General features: G+C 36.3%; 18 protein-coding genes. 4 read left to right on the plus strand and 14 right to left on the minus strand.

Annotation, left to right across the window (positions count from 1 at the left end):
* Nucleotide 1: 1 nt before the first annotated feature.
* From GGR42_RS10055 to GGR42_RS10070, 4 genes are all read left to right on the plus strand, one after another.
* Complete coding sequence (locus GGR42_RS10055; protein WP_167963437.1) at nucleotides 2–700, plus strand: CoA transferase subunit A; 699 nt, start codon at nucleotides 2–4, stop codon at nucleotides 698–700.
* Nucleotide 701: 1 nt separating this feature from the next.
* On the plus strand, nucleotides 702–1,355 hold the full coding sequence (locus tag GGR42_RS10060) for a CoA transferase subunit B (protein ID WP_167963439.1): 654 nt from the start codon (nucleotides 702–704) through the stop codon (nucleotides 1,353–1,355).
* 575 nt (nucleotides 1,356–1,930) lie between these two features.
* A complete protein-coding gene (locus GGR42_RS10065) occupies nucleotides 1,931–2,305 on the plus strand; it encodes a hypothetical protein (RefSeq protein WP_167963441.1) in 375 nt (124 codons plus the stop codon).
* A gap of 168 nt (nucleotides 2,306–2,473) precedes the next feature.
* Entirely contained in the window at nucleotides 2,474–2,998 is a 525-nt protein-coding gene (locus GGR42_RS10070) for a GNAT family N-acetyltransferase (protein WP_167963443.1), read from the plus strand.
* Here GGR42_RS10070 and GGR42_RS10075 read toward each other — a convergent pair.
* From GGR42_RS10075 to GGR42_RS10140, 14 genes are all read right to left on the minus strand, one after another.
* Nucleotides 2,995–4,152, minus strand: coding sequence for a methionine aminotransferase (locus tag GGR42_RS10075; RefSeq protein WP_167963445.1), 1,158 nt, complete (start codon nucleotides 4,150–4,152; stop codon nucleotides 2,995–2,997). The genes GGR42_RS10070 and GGR42_RS10075 overlap by 4 nt on opposite strands.
* Before the next feature lie 36 nt (nucleotides 4,153–4,188).
* Nucleotides 4,189–4,668: a very short patch repair endonuclease gene (locus GGR42_RS10080; protein WP_167963447.1), complete on the minus strand. Its 480-nt coding sequence runs from the start codon at nucleotides 4,666–4,668 to the stop codon at nucleotides 4,189–4,191.
* A gap of 68 nt (nucleotides 4,669–4,736) precedes the next feature.
* Nucleotides 4,737–6,218, minus strand: coding sequence for a RagB/SusD family nutrient uptake outer membrane protein (locus tag GGR42_RS10085; protein ID WP_167963449.1), 1,482 nt, complete (start codon nucleotides 6,216–6,218; stop codon nucleotides 4,737–4,739).
* Between the two features lie 9 nt (nucleotides 6,219–6,227).
* The gene (locus GGR42_RS10090; RefSeq protein ID WP_167963451.1) at nucleotides 6,228–9,266 is read right to left on the minus strand and encodes a SusC/RagA family TonB-linked outer membrane protein; all 3,039 of its coding nucleotides are present in this window, start codon (nucleotides 9,264–9,266) and stop codon (nucleotides 6,228–6,230) included.
* Between the two features lie 233 nt (nucleotides 9,267–9,499).
* A complete protein-coding gene (locus GGR42_RS10095; RefSeq protein WP_245201428.1) occupies nucleotides 9,500–12,781 on the minus strand; it encodes a VCBS repeat-containing protein in 3,282 nt (1,093 codons plus the stop codon).
* 150 nt (nucleotides 12,782–12,931) lie between these two features.
* Nucleotides 12,932–13,678 (minus strand): succinate dehydrogenase/fumarate reductase iron-sulfur subunit, encoded by a 747-nt coding sequence (locus GGR42_RS10100; RefSeq protein WP_167963455.1) that lies wholly within the window; start codon nucleotides 13,676–13,678, stop codon nucleotides 12,932–12,934.
* Between the two features lie 9 nt (nucleotides 13,679–13,687).
* Nucleotides 13,688–15,703, minus strand: coding sequence for a fumarate reductase/succinate dehydrogenase flavoprotein subunit (locus tag GGR42_RS10105; protein ID WP_167963457.1), 2,016 nt, complete (start codon nucleotides 15,701–15,703; stop codon nucleotides 13,688–13,690).
* 12 nt (nucleotides 15,704–15,715) lie between these two features.
* Nucleotides 15,716–16,393 (minus strand): succinate dehydrogenase cytochrome b subunit, encoded by a 678-nt coding sequence (locus GGR42_RS10110; RefSeq protein WP_167963459.1) that lies wholly within the window; start codon nucleotides 16,391–16,393, stop codon nucleotides 15,716–15,718.
* 168 nt (nucleotides 16,394–16,561) lie between these two features.
* Nucleotides 16,562–17,290: a hypothetical protein gene (locus tag GGR42_RS10115; protein WP_167963461.1), complete on the minus strand. Its 729-nt coding sequence runs from the start codon at nucleotides 17,288–17,290 to the stop codon at nucleotides 16,562–16,564.
* The gene (locus tag GGR42_RS10120; RefSeq protein ID WP_167963463.1) at nucleotides 17,271–18,065 is read right to left on the minus strand and encodes a hypothetical protein; all 795 of its coding nucleotides are present in this window, start codon (nucleotides 18,063–18,065) and stop codon (nucleotides 17,271–17,273) included. The genes GGR42_RS10115 and GGR42_RS10120 overlap by 20 nt, the downstream gene beginning before the upstream one ends.
* 31 nt (nucleotides 18,066–18,096) lie before the next feature.
* Nucleotides 18,097–18,711 (minus strand): SIMPL domain-containing protein, encoded by a 615-nt coding sequence (locus tag GGR42_RS10125; protein WP_167963465.1) that lies wholly within the window; start codon nucleotides 18,709–18,711, stop codon nucleotides 18,097–18,099.
* Between the two features lie 17 nt (nucleotides 18,712–18,728).
* Nucleotides 18,729–19,340 (minus strand): collagen-like protein, encoded by a 612-nt coding sequence (locus GGR42_RS10130; RefSeq protein WP_167963467.1) that lies wholly within the window; start codon nucleotides 19,338–19,340, stop codon nucleotides 18,729–18,731.
* 40 nt (nucleotides 19,341–19,380) lie between these two features.
* A complete protein-coding gene (locus GGR42_RS10135; RefSeq protein ID WP_167963469.1) occupies nucleotides 19,381–19,980 on the minus strand; it encodes a collagen-like protein in 600 nt (199 codons plus the stop codon).
* 81 nt (nucleotides 19,981–20,061) lie between these two features.
* Nucleotides 20,062–20,943, minus strand: a complete 882-nt coding sequence (locus tag GGR42_RS10140) for a helix-turn-helix domain-containing protein (RefSeq protein WP_167963471.1) — start codon at nucleotides 20,941–20,943, stop codon at nucleotides 20,062–20,064.
* Nucleotides 20,944–21,027: the final 84 nt, after the last annotated feature.

The raw sequence follows: 21,027 nt of genomic DNA on the forward strand, positions 1-21,027 counted from the left end.
AATGATAAGCAAGACCGTAGACAATGTGCAAGATGCACTTAAAGGGGTTAAAAATGACATGACATTTATGTTGGGTGGTTTTGGTCTGTGCGGAATTCCAGAAAACGCCATTGCCGAACTAGTGCAATTGGGAATTAAAGATATAACCTGTATATCCAATAATGCAGGAGTAGATGATTTTGGCTTGGGATTGCTCTTGCAAAAACATCAAATAAAGAAAATGATATCTTCCTATGTTGGCGAAAACGATGAGTTTGAACGTCAAATGCTGAGTGGTGAATTAGAGGTAGAGTTGACTCCACAAGGAACATTGGCTGAGAAATGCAGGGCAGCACAATCTGGTTTCCCGGCTTTTTATACTCCAGCAGGCTACGGAACTGAAGTTGCCGAAGGAAAAGAATCCAGAGAATTTAACGGTAAGATGTATGTATTGGAGGAAGCTTTCCAAGCAGATTTTTCTTTTGTAAAGGCATGGAAAGGAGATGAAGCAGGGAACCTTATTTTTAAGGGAACTGCCCGTAATTTTAATCCTTGTATGTGTGGTGCCGCCAAAATAACAGTTGCTGAGGTAGAAGAACTGGTTCCTGCAGGAGAATTGAACCCCAACGAAATTCATATTCCGGGAATATTTGTGCAACGTATTTTTCAAGGTGAGCATTATGAAAAGAGAATTGAACAACGAACTGTAAGACCAAAATAAAATGTTGGACAAGAATGGCATAGCAAAGCGTATTGCGCAGGAAGTAAAAGATGGCTTCTATGTAAATCTTGGTATTGGTATTCCAACTCTGGTAGCCAATTTTGTTCGAGATGACATCAATGTTGAGTTTCAAAGTGAAAATGGTGTTTTGGGAATGGGTCCTTTCCCTCTTGAGGGAGAAGAAGACGCAGATATAATAAATGCAGGTAAACAGACCATCACAACGCTTCCTGGAGCTTCTTTTTTTGATTCAGCACTTAGTTTTAGTATGATAAGAGGCAAACATGTGGACCTTACTATTTTAGGGGCCATGGAGGTAGCGGAGAATGGGGATATTGCCAATTGGAAAATTCCAGGTAAAATGGTAAAAGGTATGGGAGGCGCAATGGACTTGGTTGCCTCTGCAGACAATATAATTGTTGCCATGATGCATACCAATAGGGCAGGAGAGTCCAAATTATTAAAAAAATGCTCTTTACCATTGACAGGTGTTGGCTGTGTAACAAAGATAGTTACCAACTTGGCCGTATTGGAAATTGTACCTGGCGGCTTTCTTTTAAAAGAACGAGCACCTGGGGTTAGCATAGAAGATATTAAAAAAGCTACCGAAGGCACTTTAATTGTTACAGGGGACGTGCCAGAAATGTTAATATAGAAGTGTATTTCGTCGATGCCGCATTAACTATTATTTTTTTTGCAACATTTTGGAAATACTTCACAACATTAATTTAGTTGTTATGTTATTTCATGTTATATTTATAGGGCATTAAAGATTTTAACCTAAATCTTAGAATTAATTAAACCCAAACCCTATGGAATCCCAAATTAACCACGCACCTATTGAGGAAGAAATCTATGTTAAGAGAAATACTTTCTATAGAGGTGTCTTGATGTTGGCCAAAAAATTATTTATGCTATAATTAAGAGCCAAAAGAACTTCAAAAGGAGCAAAGCTATAAGTTTTGCTCCTTTTTTTGTCCTATAACACTTTATACCTGATCCATATATTGAGTCTTAAATTCATGCTAGTGGTTTCTATAGCCATAAATAGAACAAAACACGCATATAATCGATTTTAATGCACACTTTATCGGTAAATAACAATATTTGGTGGTTTTGCAACAAGTATGTGCAGCTTCTCAACATTATATAAATTGTAGGAAAAATATTACATATCTTCGGAAGGTAAACAATAGTGAGTCCCAAATCACTTTATAAACTTAACCTACAATGAAAAACGTTTTAAACTGCTTAACGTTGCTATTGGTTTTGAGCTCCTGCTCAAAAATTGATGTTAATAGTGATCCCATCCTTGGAATTTGGAGCCACAATGTAAAATCTGGATCTACTGCCATAACGGATAAGGTGGTGATAGATAGTCATGAATGGATTTTTAATGATGCTTACCTTGGGCGCTTTCATGCTTATAATGATGGGGAAGTCGTTTTTTTGACCGATTTTAAATGGACAGTTGAAGGTGAAATTTATACCCTTTCATATCCAGGAACGGATCTCCAGGCCAATCAGCTAAAAATGATTGTTAACGAAGAAGGGGATCAATTGGTAAAATTAAGCGGAAGCACATTCGCTATAAAACAAAATTAAAATGAATTACATAGTAAAAACCCAAGCATCGAGTACACCTAGACAAACAACAATTGAAAGAACTCCGTCTGACCTTAGAATGTTTCTGAAAGGAATTTTTAGTCTTACTAAGAAAATATTTATGTTTTAAAGGCTAAATTTACTCAAATCTTGGTTTAAAATAGGAGAATGGTAATTAGTTGTATTAAATGTACTGAAGAGCACCTTCAAAAATTAGTTGAAATTTCCAAAAGCACATTTTCTGAGGCATTTGAAGCTGAAAATGACCCTGAAGATTTTGAATCCTACATGGATTTTGCTTTTAAGGAAGATAAACTATTGGAAGAATTAAAGAATCTAAATTCACATTTCTATTTTGTTTATTCCGATGACACCTTAGCTGGGTATTTTAAATTGAATGAGCATGAGGCACAAACAGAAATTACAGATAAAGACTCAATGGAATTGGAGCGTATCTACGTTGTAAAAGAATTTCAAGGAAATAAAATTGGGGAATGGATGCTTGGACAAGCCATTAAGGTTACTATTGAAAAAGATAAAAAGTATATATGGCTAGGAGTTTGGGAACACAATGAGAAGGCCATTAAATTTTATCAAAGACATGGTTTTTCTAAGTTTGGAACACACCCCTATTTTATTGGAAAGGATGAACAAACGGATTGGTTAATGCGATACGATTTGAAAGAAGGTTAAATTCGGTTTAGAATGTCCATTGCCTTTTTCAAGGTTTTCTTCTTTTTCCCAAAACAGAAACGTAGCTGTTTGTTATCAATATCATCTGTATTAAAGACAGAGATTGGAATACAGGCCAACTTGTATTCAGAAATCAATCTTTCTGAAAACTTTATATCATTCTCATTTGAAATGGCGCTGTAATCCAAAAGCTGAAAATAAGTACCTGCACTGGGACTAAATTTAAACCTTGATTCTTTAATTCCTTCAAGAAAAAAATCGCGTTTGTCCTGAAAAAAATTACTAAGGCCTAAATAGTTTTTGGGATTTTTTAAATATTCTGCCAATGCAATTTGTGTTGGGTGATGTGCACTAAAAACATTAAACTGGTGTGTTTTCTGAAATTCTTTCATTAATTCTTTTGGTGCAGCACAATAACCCATTTTCCAACCAGTTGCATGGAATGTTTTTCCAAAAGAAGCGCAAATAAAACTTCTAGATGCCAAGTCATTGAATTTTGAAAAACTTTGATGCTCTTTTCCATCAAAAACAATATGTTCATACGCCTCATCACTAACTACTATGATATTAGTATCTTTTAGAATTTCTTGTAATTTTAGGACATCCATCTCAGAAAGAATGGTACCACTGGGATTATGTGGAGTATTTACAATTATCATTTTTGTTTTAGAAGAAATCTTGTTTTTTAAATCATCCCAATCTATTTTATAATCTTTGCTCTTAAGCTGAACAAAGACCGGGATACCACCATTTACTTCAATGGCGGGCTCATAACAATCATAGGCGGGTTTAAATACAATTACCTCATCGTTGGGTCTTATGAAAGCAGTAATGGTGGAAAAAATGGCTTGGGTTGCTCCAATGGTTATGGTGATTTCAGTTTCTGGGTGATATTTTTTTCCATATAGAGCTTCAATTTTTTCTGAAATAATTTCACGTAAAACAAAAGCACCCTGCATTGGTGCGTATTGGTTATAATTACCTTTCATTGCCTTCTCAACCAAATATATAAGCTCCTTATCCATTTCAAAGTCAGGGAACCCTTGAGAGAGATTTATGGCATTGTGTTTTTTTGCCAACGAATTTACTGTAGTAAAGATGGTTGTTTTTACGTTTGGTAATTTTGATGTAATGGTTTTGTAGTTGAGAGCCATAAACTATTTGGATAAGATGTAAATGTATTAAAATAGTCAAGAATCAACCATTTGCTTTTTTAAATGCGTTATAACCTCTTCCAAGCAACGTTCTAATTCTTTTTTGATTTCACTTTCCCAGTATCTAAATACGGTAAACCCCAATCTTTTCAGTTCTAAATTAACCTCTTGATCCCGTTGAATGTTTCTTTCTATTTTAGGAATCCAAAATTCTCTATTCGTTTTAATTTTTTGTTTTCGTTCCTGCCAGTTATGCCCATGCCAAAATTCTCCATCAATGAATATTACAGTTTTGTATTTATTAAGGACAATATCTGGCTTTCCAATCAATTTTTTGAAGTCTATCCTGTATCGATATCCCGCAGCCCATAGTGCCTTTCTAAAAGCCAATTCTGGTTTGGTGTTTTTTCCCCTTATCCTTCCCATGATTTTGGAGCGTTGGGGAGTGGTATAGAATCCACTTTCTTCATTGAAACGAGGTACTTTTATTTTCTCTTCAGAATAGTTTTTGGACATACCTCAATTTAATGAAAAAAACCGCCCTATTTGGGGCGGTCTTTTCATAAATTAAATATAAAATGTTTTTAGTAACCAGGATTCTGATCAGCAGATGTCATATTTTCATTAGCATCTATTTCACCTTGCGGTATTGGCAGTCTTTCATGTTTTCCTGCTTGGAAATTTGTTCCTGCCAATTCAGTAGAGGCTATGCCCCATCTAATGATATCATTAAACCTAGACTGTTCACCAGCCAATTCCACCTTACGTTCATGAACTAAGGCATCAAATATTTGCGCCTGTGAAAGACCCGTTCCTATACTTCCCAAACCAGCTCTATCCCTAACTTGGTCAATATAACCTGCCGCAACATCTTGGCTGCCGCCTGGTCTCATACTTTCACATTCTGCCATCATCAATAAAACATCTGCATATCTGATATATTTAAAATTTATACCAGATGTTTGATCTTCATTGGCATCCTTGTAATAATTGTTATACTTACTCCAACCGGCATTACCACCATTGTTACTTGGAAAATGGTCTACAAGCAAGGTTCCACCAGCAAACATCTCTCCATTGACCCAGAAGGTTTGATCATATCGAATATCTCCAGCCTCATATTCATTTAATAAATCATCTGAGGGAAATACATTGAACCAATCATTGAAACCGTATTCTTGGCCTCTAAATGTGGCTTCATTTGGACCTTGGCCACTTCTATCTGAATTCCATTGAGCACTTGTTCCCATGTCATCATCATATTCAATTTCAAAGATAGACTCTATACCGTGCTCGGTTTCTTCCATGAAATTATCAAAGTAGTTGTCCTCTAGGGCATAACCACTTAATGAATTAAACTGGGCCAAAGCATCATCATATCTTTCTAGGAAGAGATAAACTTTTCCTAGTAAGGCTTGTGCAGCTCCTTTCGTTGCTCTTCCATTATCTTCTGAACCTTTATCCAATAGTACAGGGATAGCAGCTTGTAAGTCACTTACAATCTGAGCATAAATATCTGCTTGGGGACTTTTTGTTAGACCTGTACCATCCACTGGAATGGTAGTAGTAAGTGGAGCATCTCCAAAACGTGTTGTTATCCAGAAATAGAACAAGGCTCTCAAGAATTTGGCTTCGCCCACATACTTAGCTTTCCTAGCAGGGCTTAAAAACGCATCTGGTATTTCATTTATGGTAGCTTCATTTTCTATTACATAATTTGCCTTATAGATACCTCTATAGCAACTTTCCCAATAGGCTCCAATAGCTCCGTGACTTGAGTCAAAAGAAAAGTCAAGATATTGTTTTTTATCTGCTTCCAACTGGGTATTTCCCCCATTTTCATGAGCCATATTGTCCAACATAAAGAACCAATGACGACTAAACAACCCTCTAGTTTGCATATTCGAGTAAACTGCATTAACTGCAGATTGTACCTGTGCTTCGGTTTTTAAAAACGTCTCTGGAGATAATTGATTAGGGTTAACAAGCTCCAAATCCTCCTCGTTACAAGAAACTGTAAAAGCAATTGAGAAAACAAATGCTAAAATTAGATTAAACTTTTTCATGATTTTTTTTTAAAATGTTAATTGAACTCCAAGTAATAATGATTTAGGCTGAGGATAATTTCCTCTATCAATTCCCAATTCAAAACTTCTAGCACCTCCTTGATTTGTCAATGGATTTCCTATTTCCGGATCCAAACCTGAGTAATCAGATATAGTGATTAAGTTTTGACCACTTATATAAATTCTAAACTTTGAGAAGTATTCATCTATTGCAGTATTGTTCAAGGTATAACCCAAGGTTATGTTTTTAAGCCTTGTGTAAGAACCATCTTCTACAAAACGATCAGATATGGCATCAAAATTTTGAGGGGCTCCACCTGCTCTAGGAACAGTGTTGGATGTTCCAGGACCTGTCCATCTGTTCAAAACATTTGTGCCGGCATTAAATAACCTTGGCATTCCCTCTAAATCATAAATATTGGTATTATATACATCAACCCCAGCTACACCAGATATAAACATATTAAGATCCCATTGCTTATAATTTCCATTTAAATTAAGGCCATATGTTACATCGGGGTAAGGGTTTCCAATTTTCACTCTATCATCTGCATTGATTTGGCCATCACCATTTTGATCAATGAATCTAATATCACCAGGACCGACAGTGGTTTGTCCAGGAGTCAATACCGCATCAACTTCGGCCTGTGTTTGATAAATGCCGTCTGTTACAAAACCATAAAAGAAAAATAAAGGCTCTCCAACTTCAATACGAGAAATTTGCTGAGCTTCAAAAGAACCACCAGCAAGGGATTCGTTTTGACCCAAAGACTTTACTTCATTACTTGAAGTGCCAAGGTTTAAATTGGCCGACCATGTGAAATCCCCTTCATAATCATTATAGCCCAAAGTCAATTCAAATCCTTGAGTGTCTACAGAGCCAACATTTTCCGTAATTGATCCAGCGGGTATTCCTAAGGCCGGAGGAAGTGGCCTACTCATTAACAAATCATCACTTGTATTATTATAATACTCTAGTGCTCCAGTAATTTTATTGTCTAACAAAGCAAAGTCAAGTCCAACATTAATCATGGTAGTTTCCTCCCATTTCAAATCAGGATTAGCCAATCCAAAAGGTGTTGTACCAACAGCTTCGACCCCTGCAATTGGATAAAAGAAGTCAGCCAAAAGAGTTGCGCTGTACTGGTAATCACCAATTCTATCGTTACCTGTAATACCCCAACTACCTCTTAGCTTCAAGGTGCTGAAGCTAGTGTCGGTCAAGAAATCTTCTTTGGCAATATTCCATCCTGCAGCAAGTGATGGGAAGGTACCCCATCTGTTATTGGAACCAAACCTTGAAGATGCATCGCGTCTTAGTGATGCGGCAAAAATATATTTTTCATCATAATTGTAGTTAACCCTTCCCAAATACCCGATTCTGTTATACTCATTAGTAGTGGACTGTAAAAAGGAAGCTGTATTGGAAACTTGATTTACATCATCGGTAATAGGATTTTGACTGTTAGAGTTTAAGATGTCATCTACTGTCTCTTGCTTTTCCGCAAGCACCAAAACCTCTAAATTGTGCAGGTTATTGAAAGTTGTGGAATAGTTTAAACTATTGGTCAAAATAATGGATTTCCTTAGCCCAGAATTTTTGGTAATAGCTGCAAAGGTGGAACTATGGGTTGCTCCTTCGCTATCATCATTATAAGATGGACGGAATGTATTATTATTAAAATTTCTATATTCCAAACCAACTTGGCTTTTGAATTTTAAACCATCAATGACTTCAAACTCTCCAAAAATGCTTCCAATGATAGATGAATTCTTATTAATTTGTTCCCCCAATGTTTGTACCCTAACTGGGTTCTCGGCATCCTGTCCATCCAAACCACTACTTGGCCCTTGAAAACCACCAAGGTTATTCTCGTTATAGATTGGTAAATAAGGAGGGATTTTAATTGCATGCTCCAATAAAGAACGTGCTCCTAAATTTCTCTCAGGGTTTTGTTTGTTAAAGGACACGGCCAGTGTTTCACCAAAATTGAACCTACCGACGGTGAAATTACTATTGGCCCTAAACGAAAATCTTTCAAATCCAGTTTCGATAATAGCACCTTCTTGATCTAAATACCCTGCTGAAAATCTAAAATTGCTATTTTCTCCACCGCCAGAAATTCCCAAATCTACTTTTTGCATAATACCGGTTTGAAACAAGGCATCTTGAAAATCTGTGTCGTTAGCAGATGATGAAAGGGGAGAGGTGGGCACCACTCCGAAAGCGTCGTTAGCAAATTGTAGATATTGTTGGGCGTTCAATAAATCGAATCTCTGATTGGAATATTGAATACCTGTATATGCATCGACATTAACGACTGTTTTTCCAGACCTGGTACCTTTTTTAGTGGTTACCATTACAACACCATTAGATCCTAAAGACCCATATATTGCTGTTGTTGAGGCGTCTTTTAAAATATTGATTGATTCAATATCACCTGGGTTTAAATCTCCAAGTCCACCGGCAATAACACCATCAATAACATATAAAGGGTCATTGTTGTTCATGGTTCCTAAACCTCTAATCCTTACTACGGGTGCAGTACCAGGAGAACCAGTATTTATAATAGATACACCTGCTGCACGACCTTGAAGCGCTTGCTCTGCCGATGCTACGGGGAGTGCGGATAGTTCTTCAGCTCCTACCGTTGCAATAGCACCTGTTACTTCAGCTCTAGACTGTGTACCATACCCAACAACAACAACTTCATCAAGTTGTTCTAAATCTTCAGTCATTGTAACATCCAAGGATGTTCTTCCATTTACGGGAACATCTTGAGCTAAATATCCAATGTAACTAAAACTTAGAGTTGCATTAGAAGCAACATTGGAAATAGTGTAGTTTCCATCGAAATCGGTTGCGGTGCCATTTGTAGTTCCACTTACAACAACACTAACCCCAGGAAGAGGCCCATTCGCATCAGATACATTTCCAGAAACGGTAATGTCTTGAGCGCTTAATGTTACTGTGCTTACACATAACAAAGCCAATAGCAGCTGTTTTTTCTTTACGAAAAGAACCTGCTTGATTAATAGTTCAATCATTTTGTTAGGTTTTTAATAGTTAGTTAATTTTTCAAGTAATAATGTTATATAGAGGGGATAAATATAGGTTTTTGCAAAAATTTACGCAAACGTTTACGTAATATAATCACAAAATAATGCATAAAAAGAGAATAATTTTTAAAATATCATCAATGATATGGGCAAATTGATGATAAAATGACATCTAAATTAAGGCCAAAAATGGGGCAGAAAAGTCAAATAGAAGAAAAAACTCAATTATTATATTGTAAATACTCATTATAACCACTGTTTTTGGCAACAATAAATATTTTTTTATGAGCCATCTCAATGGCAGCCATATCTTTGGCGTCTCCAAGGGTAAAAAATCCACTTTTATTGGCTGGAATGGTAGAAAAAGAGCCTTGGCCATCACCAATCATAAACAGACCTGTGCCAGCATCATTTCTAGGAGTTTCTACTTCTGACCAATATAGATTCCCAACAATCAATACATCCAAATTGCCATCACCAGTATAGTCTTGCACCATAATTTGATTGATACTGGATAATTGAGCCTGATCCGGTAATTGATGAACTATAAATTGACCATTTTTATTTTCCAAATAAACACTTGCAAATGATTTGACCTGGTAATGTAGAGAGTTTTCCAAATCGTTCTTTGTATATACATCCTCCAAAGTTGCATTGGAAAATGACTCATAGTCTGGGTACTTTATTTTAATGGCAGGAATTTGTTGTGATGAACACTCTCTTCCTCTAACAGGAAACTGTTTTCCTTCATTATAGTAACTTAAAATAATATCACCTTGGTTATTTTTGTCAAAATCATTGAAATAGATATCAAAAGTCTCTTCTTCTTTGGCCTTGTACTTGTAATTTAATCCTAAGTTCCCCACAATATAATCTGTATCCCCATCATTGTCAAAATCTCCCCCTTTTATACTCCACCACCAGCCGGTCGTATCATCATTTAGGCCAACATCATTAGTAACTTCCTTAAAGCCAGTTTTCATATTTTGAAAAACTCGGATAGGCATCCATTCACCAACCACAATTATATCCAACCAGCCATCATTGTTAAAGTCCGTAAGTTCTGCACTAGTTGCCATTCCCAAAGATTCAAATTCTGAAATTTGACTTTCTGTAACGTCTATGAACTTAGCATTCCCATTATCCCCTATGTTTTTTAATAAATAACTTTTAGCAGGTGAAGGGTAATTGCCAGGGACGAGCCTTCCTAAAACTAAAATATCCTCTTTTCCATCTTGATCAAAATCTGCATGATAGACACGAGACCCACTTGTTGTCATTTTGGGAAGCGCAGTATCGTTTTTTATTAAATTACCTTTTCCATCATTTAAGTAAAGTCTATCCTGAAGCATTTCTGAATCCTTAGAAAACTCATTGCCTCCACTTACCACATAAAGATCGTAATCGCCATCTGCATCTGCATCAAAAATGGTGGCCCCTAAGTCTTCGTAGTCTTTGTCTTTTTCCAAGAAGTCATTTTCTTGCGGTTGAAAACCATTTTCTGTTTGAAAATATAGACCTCCTTTATAAGACTTGGCACCACCTATAAAGTAATCCTCTTTCCCATCCATATTCAAATCTCCAACTGCTAGAGCAGGCCCAAACGTGGACGTTCTATGGGGCAGTAATATCTCATTCTCAAAATCATTATATATATTTTCTTTGTGCCTAAATGTTGGAAAGTTAACAGTATCCTTTATTGATGAAAAAAGAAGTGATTTTTCAACCATTGGAGTATTTATATCTAATGCATCCGCATAGGATATAGTTAGGGTTTCATTTGCTTTTATGTTGTTTATAAGCTGCTCTTTCTTATCTGGCCAAACAATTTTTAATTCATTTATAATTTCATTTTTTCCCAAACCAAAATGAAGCTCTGGAGCGACAGAAGATTGAAACCCCCTTGTCAATGTAAGTTCTTGCATTTGCACCCCATCATCGGTTTTTATATAGGCACGTACACCAAGGCCGTGGGTATTTTTGTCTTTTCCTTTAAAATGTAATTTAAGAAAATTATTTACCGAGGCTGAATTATTTTCAAACACAACTGCCTCATCATCAATATTGTTTAATACTATTTCCAAATCTCCATCATTGTCCAAATCAGCATAGACCACACCATTGGAAAACCCTTCATATTTAATCCCCCATTGATCATTAGCTTTTTTAAACTCATATCCTCCCATATTTTTATAGGCGAAGTTGTCTATTTTTTCGGAAGGGATTTGTTGGCTCAGCTTTAGAAACTCTTCTTTTCCCCGTCCTTTAATGGAATTAAAAAAATCATTGTTGTTGATTTCTCTTCTTGTACCATTTGAAATGAACAGGTCCTTTAATCCGTCATTGTCTAAATCTGCAAACAAGGGTCCCCAGCTCCAATCGGTTGAAGAAGTACCTGTCATTCTGGAAACGTTTACAAAATAGGGGTCATTCTCTTCATTGATTACTCCTGTATTTACCTGCATGACATTTTGCATGTTCTGGACATGGAATCCCGCATTAACTACATCCCAAAATAGTTGGGGGTTCATGCTTGCCATATTGGCTTTTTTTCGTCTATTTTTAGCTGGATCCATGTCTACCTGAAAAATATCCAAAAAACCATCGTTGTTGTAGTCAGCAATATCTAAACCCATGCCGTAATACGCGGTATTGGCAGTGGATTTTTTAATTACTTCCCTAAAAGTATTGTCTTTGTTGTTGATGAACATATAGTCAGGAGAACTAAAATCATTGGAAACATATAAATCTGGCCACGAATCATTGTTTAGGTCTGCCACCTCTATTCCGATTGAAAGACCAAATTTTTCAACCCCAGCCTCCTTGGTAACATCGGTAAAAATGCCTCCATCATTACGATATAGATGATCGGATTCTCCTTCCTCTAAATTGTTCATTTTAAATGTATAGTAAAAAACAGGGGAAGTAAAGGGAGTTGGAGGGTAATTTGCAACATATAAATCTAAATCGCCATCCTTATCATAATCAAAAAAAGTGCTTTGAATGCTATTTCCAGCATCGTTGATCCCATACTGCTCAGCTTTCTCCGTAAACGTACCATCACCATTGTTTATGAAGAACAAATTGTTTTTAGGACCAAACAACCCACTGACGGAACAATAAATATCCAAAAATCCATCACCATTTACATCGGCCATTGTTACTCCTGTGAACCACCTATCATCTCCTGCAACACCTGCTTTTTGGGTAATATCTTCAAATTGTAGATTACCCTTGTTCAAATAAAGCCTGTTGCTCACCTGATTTCCGGTAAAATATAAATCCAAAAGGCCATCATTGTTTATATCTCCAGTTGCTATGCCACCACCCATATATAAATAGGAATATGTAAAGTAGTTTAAGCTATCATTCTCTGTTAAAATATTCTTGAAATCAATAGTAGAGGAATTGGAACTTAATCTAGAGAAGATTTCAATATCATCTTCAGAATTTGTCTCAGTATCATTACAAGAAAAAAAAGCAAGTGATGATATTGCTGTCAAATAAATAATTGACTTGAAAGCTGATTTAGATATCATAGCAAATAACAAAAAGTTAGTTTAAAGAGGATACAATATATAGAATATAATAGAAACAAAGCATTTCTATTTGATCCTTAACTTTCTATTAATTAAAATTGAAAAAGGATTAATTTATCCTTTAACATTGGCTTTTAGGAACTCTCTATTCATACGGGCAATGTTCTCCAAAGAAATTCCCTTGGGGCATTCTACTTCACAAGCCCCTATATTGGTGCAATTTCCAAAACCTTCCAAATCCATTTGGGCAACCATGTTGTTTACCCGGTCCACGGCTTCAACCTGTCCCTGAGGCAATAAGGCATATTGAGAAATTTTAGCACCTACAAATAGCATGGCCGAGGAATTCTTACAGGTAGCAACGCATGCGCCACAACCAATACACGTTGCAGCATCCATGGCTTCATCGGCTGCATGCTTGGAAATAGGAATGGCATTGGCATCTTGTGTATTGCCAGAGGTATTCACAGAGATATACCCCCCAGCTTGTTGTATGCGCTCAAAGGAAGTTCTATCAACAACCAAATCTTTAATAACAGGAAATGCTTTTGCTCTAAAAGGTTCAATGGTAATTGTGTCACCATCTTTGAACATGCGCATGTGCAATTGGCAAGTCGTAATGCCCCTATCCGGACCGTGAGCTTCTCCATTTATGTACATAGAACACATACCACATATACCTTCTCTACAGTCATGATCAAAAGCAATAGGCTCTTCTCCAGAGTTTACGAGCTGTTCGTTCAAAACATCCATCATTTCCAAAAAGGACATATGCTCAGAAATCTCGGTTACTTTATAATCGACCATTTTGCCCTTGGATTGGGCATTTTTTTGTCTCCAAATTTTTAGTGTCAGATTCATATTGTCTTTTTACTTGTATGAACGTTGTTTCAACTCTATATCCTTAAATTCCAATTCTTCTTTGTGTAGAACAGCATCAGCAGGTTCCCCTTTGTATTCCCATGCAGCTACGTAGGCATAATCTTTATCATTACGCTTGGCCTCACCCTTTTGCTCACCATCTAACTCCACTGATTCTTCGCGGAAGTGCCCTCCACAAGACTCATTTCTGTTTAGTGCATCCTTGGCAAACAATTCACCCAACTCCAGGAAGTCTGCAACTCTACCTGCTTTTTCCAACTCAGGATTCATTTCTTCCGCGGTTCCAGGAACTTTAACTTCTTTCCAAAATTCTTCACGAATAGCTTTTATTTCTGCCATTGCCTCTTTTAAACCTTTTTCATTACGAGACATACCCACCTTATCCCACATTACTTTCCCAAGTCTCTTGTGGAAATAATCAACAGATTTAGTTCCTTTATTATTTATAAAGAAATCTATTTTTTCTTTTACTTCTTTTTCAGCTTCATCAAATTCAGGAGAATCCGTAGTTATTTTGCCGGTTCTGATATCATTGGATAAATAATCGCCAATTGTGTATGGTAATACAAAATAGCCGTCGGCTAAACCTTGCATTAATGCCGATGCTCCAAGTCTATTTGCACCGTGGTCTGAAAAATTGGCTTCGCCAATACAATACAATCCAGGAACGGTGGTCATTAAATTATAATCCACCCAAACACCTCCCATAGTATAGTGAGTTGCTGGATAAATCATCATTGGAGTTTCATACGGATTTTCGGCAATTATTTTTTCATACATCTGAAATAAGTTGCCGTATTTTTCTTCAATAATGCCTTGCCCTAATTTTATAATTTCTTCTTTGGAAGGATTTTTAATTCCATGTATTTTGGACTGTTCCGTACCATAGCGTACAAAAGCCGAGGCAAAATCCAAATATACCGCCTCACCGGTGGCATTAACACCATATCCAGCATCACAACGTTCTTTTGCAGCTCTAGATGCAACATCACGCGGGACTAGATTCCCAAAAGCAGGATATCTGCGTTCTAGATAGTAATCTCTATCTTCTTCAGCTATTTCGGTTGGTTTAAGCTTTCCTTGCTGAATAGCTTTTGCATCTTCAATTTTTGCAGGCACCCAAATTCTACCATCATTACGAAGCGACTCCGACATCAAAGTTAATTTGGACTGATAATCACCGGAACGAGGAATACATGTTGGGTGAATCTGCGTATAACAAGGATTTGCAAAATAGGCTCCTTTTTTATGTATTTTCCATGCAGCAGTTGCATTAGAGCCCATGGCGTTTGTAGACAGGAAATATACATTGCCATATCCTCCAGAAGCAATTACAACAGCGTGTGCCGAATGTCTTTCTAGTTCACCAGAAATTAAATTACGTGCTATTATTCCACGAGCTTTTCCATTAACCTTTACTACATCAAGCATTTCGTGACGGTTGTACATCTGTATTTTGCCACGAGCAATTTGCCTATTCATGGCCGAGTATGCACCTAGCAATAATTGTTGTCCGGTTTGCCCTTTGGCATAAAAAGTTCTAGAAACCAATACACCTCCAAAGGAGCGGTTGTCCAATAACCCACCATAGTCACGGGCAAAGGGAACGCCTTGGGCCACACATTGGTCAATAATATTAGCAGAAACTTCCGCCAATCTATATACATTAGCCTCACGAGAACGGTAATCACCACCTTTTACGGTATCGTAAAACAATCTGTAGGTGGAGTCACCATCACCTTGGTAATTTTTCGCAGCATTTATCCCCCCTTGTGCAGCAATGGAGTGTGCTCTGCGAGGGGAATCTTGGTAACAAAATGCTTTTACATTGTATCCTAGCTCTGCTAAAGTTGCGGCTGCAGAACCACCGGCTAAACCAGTTCCGACAACGACAACATCAATATTTCGTTTATTGGCTGGGTTTACTAAATCTATATGATTTTTATAATCGGTCCATTTATCCTTTATGGGGCCTTTGGGTACTTTTGAATCTAATTTAGACATCAGCTAGAAATATTAATGGTTAAAATGATGAAAAAGGGCTATTACTATAAAACCTAACGGAACTAAGATGGCATATGCCTTTCCAAATCCTTTTAAACCTTTTGTGTATTTATTATTTGCTCCAACAGATTGAAAAGCGGAGTTAAAACCGTGAAGTAAGTGCAAAGCCAAAAATATAAATCCGAGGCAATACAATGCTATACGCCATGGAGGCAAAAACTTATGTTGTAGCTCTTCATAATACCTATATCCTTCACCATCCGCTAGGAGACCAGACATATCTCCTTGGACATATTTGGTATTTAATTCTGGAATCCAAAAGTCTATAAAGTGAATTACCAAAAAAATAAGAATGAACAATCCACTATAGATCATATTTCTGCTCATCCATGTAGAATTGGCCGAACCATTGTTTTTTGCATATTTAACCACTCTAGAACTTCTATTTTTTATTTCCAAAATAAAGCCCATTACAAAATGGTAAACTACCCCAAAAAGTAATACAGGTTGAAGAACATATTGAATCAATGGATTGGTCCCCATAAAATGGGAAACTTCATTAAAGGCATCTGGATTTAAAACAGATAAAAAATTGATGGCGAAATGTTGAAGTAAAAAAAACATCAAGAAAAAAGCAGAAAGCGCCATTGTAAACTTTCTACCTATCGAAGATTTAAAAAATCCGCTCATGGGTTATGTTATTTCTAACAAAGTTACTGCACAGTGAGGTATTAACAAAAATTAGGGTGGTTTACTTTAGGTATTTAGAATTGTTTTAGTTAATGTTAAGTAAAAATTAAAGCACAACAGGTCAGTCACAGGTGAAGAACCAAAATATTTTATGCTAAAACCCTTGGATCAATTCCGGTTCCAGACAAAAACAAAATCACCTCTTAAATTGGTGGAATCGGGATCAAATCGAATAACATACCACTGCCCCCATATAGAAGCCCCATCGTCTTCAGCATACCTTAATGTACCTTCATAATATGCATGCTCATCATACAAGGGGATATCCAATGGATTTATATCGGCACAATAGGTGCACAATTGCATTTTAAAATTATTGCCTTCCAACGACCATACTCCTACCCCTTTGGAGTCTTCCTCTCCGTCGATTTCAATGGTCAAAGTACCGTCATTATATAGACTAAGGTTTCTGTCAATTAAAATATCAAACATTGAATCAGGGTTATTGTTCTGCCCACCTTTTAGAAAGGCATTCTTTAACGTGTAGTCTAATATGAAATTTGTAATCCATGTATCCTTATTGTCTATTGCATAAACAACGACCTCATGTTCGCCAACTGGCAGGCTTTTTTCAATGGTAATTGCACCTGTATTGGAATCTATAACCAATCCATTGATGGCATTTTTAAGCGCAAAGATTCCTTTTTCTACAGGCCAATCCATGGTTGGGGCAGGAATTGTGCCCTCAGATTGATAGCTTATTTCAAAAATATCGGTGCTATAATGAAAAGTTACTATTGGGGTGTTATCTTCTTTGCTACAAGAGGTTATCAAAGAAATGCATATTCCTACTATAAATAAGTAAGTGCCAAGCCATTTAAATACTTCTCTTCTCATATGTTATTGTATAATCAATTGTTAATACACCTGCATAAGAGGCCTTAAATGAGATGAGGTTTCCGTCTCCATCCCTCACCTTGTTGTCATATATATATGGAAATTCGTTAGTGTCAACACTCAGAATATCGTTTTGGCTAAAAAAATATAGTTCTGGACTGGCCAAATAAAATAACAGGCCATACCAAATATGTATAGCCGGTTGTACGGTTACATCATGGAAGACACCTTTGTTTGTGCCCAATAGTTCTAGAGTAAGGACACTTTCGCTTATACCCATTTGTAGAAGTTGTCCTGTAGAGTCAAAATTCCAAATCATAGGGAAATTAGCCAAATCCCCATCAACTGTGTATCGATAGTTCAAGGGGTTGTAATTTATGGAGGTTGATATATCGGAGCCATTTGCATTGAATTGAATGTCAGTAATAGTGTTAGATTGGTCATATGCATAGGAAACCTCATAACCAACACCATTAGATATATCTTCTGTCAATGCTGCTGTAACAAAAACTTTTTCGTTGTATTCAATGTTAGTCATAAAATGGGTAATGTTGTCATCGGTAGTTCGTATAATTTCTATTTGTTGTATATGGCCTGTCGCATTGTATTTAAGGTCATAACTAATTTTATCTCCAGAACTATATTGCAATGAAATCAACTTTGGAAAATAACGTTCTTCGCTTTCTGTTGTTTCATTATCGTTCCGATCCTTGGAACAGGATGCAAGAGTAAGTGCTATTGTGCAAAAAGTAAAAATTCTTATAATGGTATTCATTGGACTTATAGCTATTGTTTACTAAAACGAATTATATAACCTCAAAGACAATTTGAATGCTTAAAATATATTCTCCTGCGGGGCGATCATAGTAAATAGAGGTTTCAATTTTTTGACCTGTAAAAAGATTATCCTCCACCTGTAGAATTTTACCTAATTCCCTGTCCATTGCAAAGGCAATGGCTTGGGCTTTCATATGGGCATTTTCCAAAGCTTTTTTATAAAGTTCTTTGGCCTCTTCTGGATCAATTTCTATAATGGCAATAGTATTAAGTTTTTGCAGACCTAATGATTTTGTGGTCAAAAAACGTTTCATTTCTTTGACCGAAGAAGAGGTGTATTCCAATACCACTCCCTCTTTGTCATACCCCATGGTTTCAAACCCGAAACCATTTGGGGTTTCTTTTACGGTTTCCCATGGTATATTCTTTATTACTAGTGCCGCTTTATAATGTTCTTTAAGTTGCTTTAGATTCATTGTTTCTCCAGCATAACTAGAAAAAGAAGTACTTAGAGAAACCGTTGTTTTAAATATCGGAGAGGAATCTATATGTGTCGCCCTAGCACTCACTTTTATTGTTTGTTGTTGTGCTAATAGGGAGAGCGGAAACAGGATAAATAAAATTTTTGTCAAAAGAATTTTCATAATGGAATAATTATTATCTATTCAGGAATATTGAAAAGGATTAGAATTTCTTTATAGGACATTTTTAAATAATTAATTGTGCCTGATGATTTACCTCCAGTAAGAATTTCTCCGGGGATTATGATATAACGGTATTCAAAAAATAGAGGAGATCCTATAGGGCCGCCATCAATAGAATTTATTTTTATAAAAACACGCCCAGAATTAGAAGCTGGTGGTGTAGTATAGTTTAATGAATAGTGTTGGTTAATACTAAAAGAAATAAACGGTATTTGTTCTATTACCCCAATATCTGAATTAGAGAAATATCTGCCATAGGCAAGAACAACTCCATTTTCAACAACTTCTGCTGTTAAAGCAGGGGCGTCTATACTAGACACATAATTGTTTGCCTCAATGTCATCTGGGAACTGTAAAGTAAACCATTCCGAATAAATGACATTAGCCGTGCCTATTTCACCTTGCTCTCCTTGTAGACCTTGTTCACCATCTTCTCCATCTAATCCAGCAGGTCCTGGAATGCCTTGTTCTCCCTGCTCTCCTTTTAGTCCCATAGCTCCATCTTTTGAGCAACCTAAAAACAACAAAGCAAAAAGGGTTAGCAAACTGAAATATTTAAAATTGTTCATAGTAATGTTTTTTAAGTCATAAATTTTAATATAACGGGGGCTATTCGGGGATATTAAAATGGGTACAGATTTCTTTATAACTCATTTTGGCATAGTCCAGAGTAGACTTTACTGTTGTTGAAACAACCTCCCCAGGAATGATAATATATCTGTAATAATCAATGTAAGAAAATAAACTAGTTGACCCATCCAAAGTATTTACACGAACCTGCAGGCTTGTATCACCGTCTCCGTCACCAAATAGACCAAAGCCAAAAAACTCATTTTCATTTATTCTTGTATATGGAAGTTGAAAAACCTCAAAACTGCCACTGTTAATATTATTTCCGCCATATACAAGGATTACATCTGCAGTAATGTCGTATTCTTCTAATGAAAATGTACCCAGACCCATTACGTTTTGTGTGGAAGCATTTGGATTTAAAAAATTGGATTGAATCCAATCGGAGTAAATAACATTTGCTGTTCCTGGCTCGCCTTGTTCGCCATCTGATCCTGTTGGCCCAGCTATTCCTTGTTCTCCCTGAGGTCCTTGAGGGCCAATGGCCCCATCTTCGCCATCTTTAGAACAAGAAACAAAAAAGGTGCTAATAAATATAACCCCCAAAAGACATGTTTTAAATTTCATATTTGTTTTCATTTTTATGGATTTTAAATGTGTTGAAACAAAATTAGTAGGACACAGAAGTACAAGGGTGTGAATTCTTTCAATTTGAAAGAATCAGGACAAAATCAATTGGGATTGTTGGTAGGCACTGGGAGTAAGACCCGTATGTTTCTTAAAAGCGTTGTAGAATGCAGATTTTGAGTTAAAACCAGCTTCTAAACCTACTGAAACTATTGTATAATGGGCATAATGATTAGAATGTAGCTTACATTTTGCTTCAGATACCCTGTATTTATTTATATAATTTATAAAACTAGTGTTGCTAGCGGTATTGACCAAACTTGATAGATAACAAGCTGAAATCCCCAAAAGATTGGCTACAGAACTAAGACTTAGGTTTGGATTTTGATATATTTTTTGAAACTTCATTAGCCTTTCCAATTTCTTGAAATATTCATTTGCTTTAGTTAAAGGCTTTTTATTTTGGCCACGTAATTCCTTAACTTTTTGTGAGCAAAGAGCCGCAATAATAGTGAGCAAGTGGAGATGCCTTTCGTTGTAAAAATTGGAATTAGGGTGTTCAGAATCTATTACACCAAAAAGGCTGTCATTTATAATAATAGGGACGCATATCTCGGACAGTCTCTTACAATCATCTACTATATAACGTATATCATATTTGGTATTGGGTATAAGTTCTGGTTTTCTGTTTTTTGCAACACTTCCAACAATACCAATTCCAACTTCAATTGTAATTTGATTGTATATGGTTTTATGCTGAGGGTTTTTAGTTCCATAGGCCGCTCGTTGCACCAATATATTTTTTTCATGATCTAACTCGTAGATTACACAATCTACAAAACCCAGTTGATGTATTACATTTTTAGTGATATCCCATAGCACATCTTCTATTGATTCTTTGGAGCCTAAGGATGTTGCGAAATAGCTAATAGCCTTAATTTCATTCAGATTTTTTGGATTAACATTTTGTTTCATGTCATTTTTTCCCAAAACTAAAGGAGCTTTAAAGTGAACAGATGGTTATATGTAACAAAGTGCTGAACATATGTAACCTATGCC

Source organism: Saonia flava, assembly GCF_011927795.1.
GTDB classification, from domain to species: domain Bacteria; phylum Bacteroidota; class Bacteroidia; order Flavobacteriales; family Flavobacteriaceae; genus Saonia; species Saonia flava.

What these genes read in the sequence shown, in the direction of transcription:
- GGR42_RS10055 (WP_167963437.1), top strand. Translation starts at nt 2, where the DNA reads ATGATAAGCAAGACCGTAGACAATGTGCAAGATGCACTTAAAGGGGTT.
- GGR42_RS10060 (WP_167963439.1), top strand. Translation starts at nt 702, where the DNA reads ATGTTGGACAAGAATGGCATAGCAAAGCGTATTGCGCAGGAAGTAAAA.
- GGR42_RS10065 (WP_167963441.1), top strand. Translation starts at nt 1,931, where the DNA reads ATGAAAAACGTTTTAAACTGCTTAACGTTGCTATTGGTTTTGAGCTCC.
- GGR42_RS10070 (WP_167963443.1), top strand. Translation starts at nt 2,474, where the DNA reads ATGGTAATTAGTTGTATTAAATGTACTGAAGAGCACCTTCAAAAATTA.
- GGR42_RS10075 (WP_167963445.1), bottom strand. Translation starts at nt 4,152, where the DNA reads ATGGCTCTCAACTACAAAACCATTACATCAAAATTACCAAACGTAAAA.
- GGR42_RS10080 (WP_167963447.1), bottom strand. Translation starts at nt 4,668, where the DNA reads ATGTCCAAAAACTATTCTGAAGAGAAAATAAAAGTACCTCGTTTCAAT.
- GGR42_RS10085 (WP_167963449.1), bottom strand. Translation starts at nt 6,218, where the DNA reads ATGAAAAAGTTTAATCTAATTTTAGCATTTGTTTTCTCAATTGCTTTT.
- GGR42_RS10090 (WP_167963451.1), bottom strand. Translation starts at nt 9,266, where the DNA reads ATGATTGAACTATTAATCAAGCAGGTTCTTTTCGTAAAGAAAAAACAG.
- GGR42_RS10100 (WP_167963455.1), bottom strand. Translation starts at nt 13,678, where the DNA reads ATGAATCTGACACTAAAAATTTGGAGACAAAAAAATGCCCAATCCAAG.
- GGR42_RS10105 (WP_167963457.1), bottom strand. Translation starts at nt 15,703, where the DNA reads ATGTCTAAATTAGATTCAAAAGTACCCAAAGGCCCCATAAAGGATAAA.
- GGR42_RS10110 (WP_167963459.1), bottom strand. Translation starts at nt 16,393, where the DNA reads ATGAGCGGATTTTTTAAATCTTCGATAGGTAGAAAGTTTACAATGGCG.
- GGR42_RS10115 (WP_167963461.1), bottom strand. Translation starts at nt 17,290, where the DNA reads ATGAGAAGAGAAGTATTTAAATGGCTTGGCACTTACTTATTTATAGTA.
- GGR42_RS10120 (WP_167963463.1), bottom strand. Translation starts at nt 18,065, where the DNA reads ATGAATACCATTATAAGAATTTTTACTTTTTGCACAATAGCACTTACT.
- GGR42_RS10125 (WP_167963465.1), bottom strand. Translation starts at nt 18,711, where the DNA reads ATGAAAATTCTTTTGACAAAAATTTTATTTATCCTGTTTCCGCTCTCC.
- GGR42_RS10130 (WP_167963467.1), bottom strand. Translation starts at nt 19,340, where the DNA reads ATGAACAATTTTAAATATTTCAGTTTGCTAACCCTTTTTGCTTTGTTG.
- GGR42_RS10135 (WP_167963469.1), bottom strand. Translation starts at nt 19,980, where the DNA reads ATGAAAACAAATATGAAATTTAAAACATGTCTTTTGGGGGTTATATTT.
- GGR42_RS10140 (WP_167963471.1), bottom strand. Translation starts at nt 20,943, where the DNA reads ATGAAACAAAATGTTAATCCAAAAAATCTGAATGAAATTAAGGCTATT.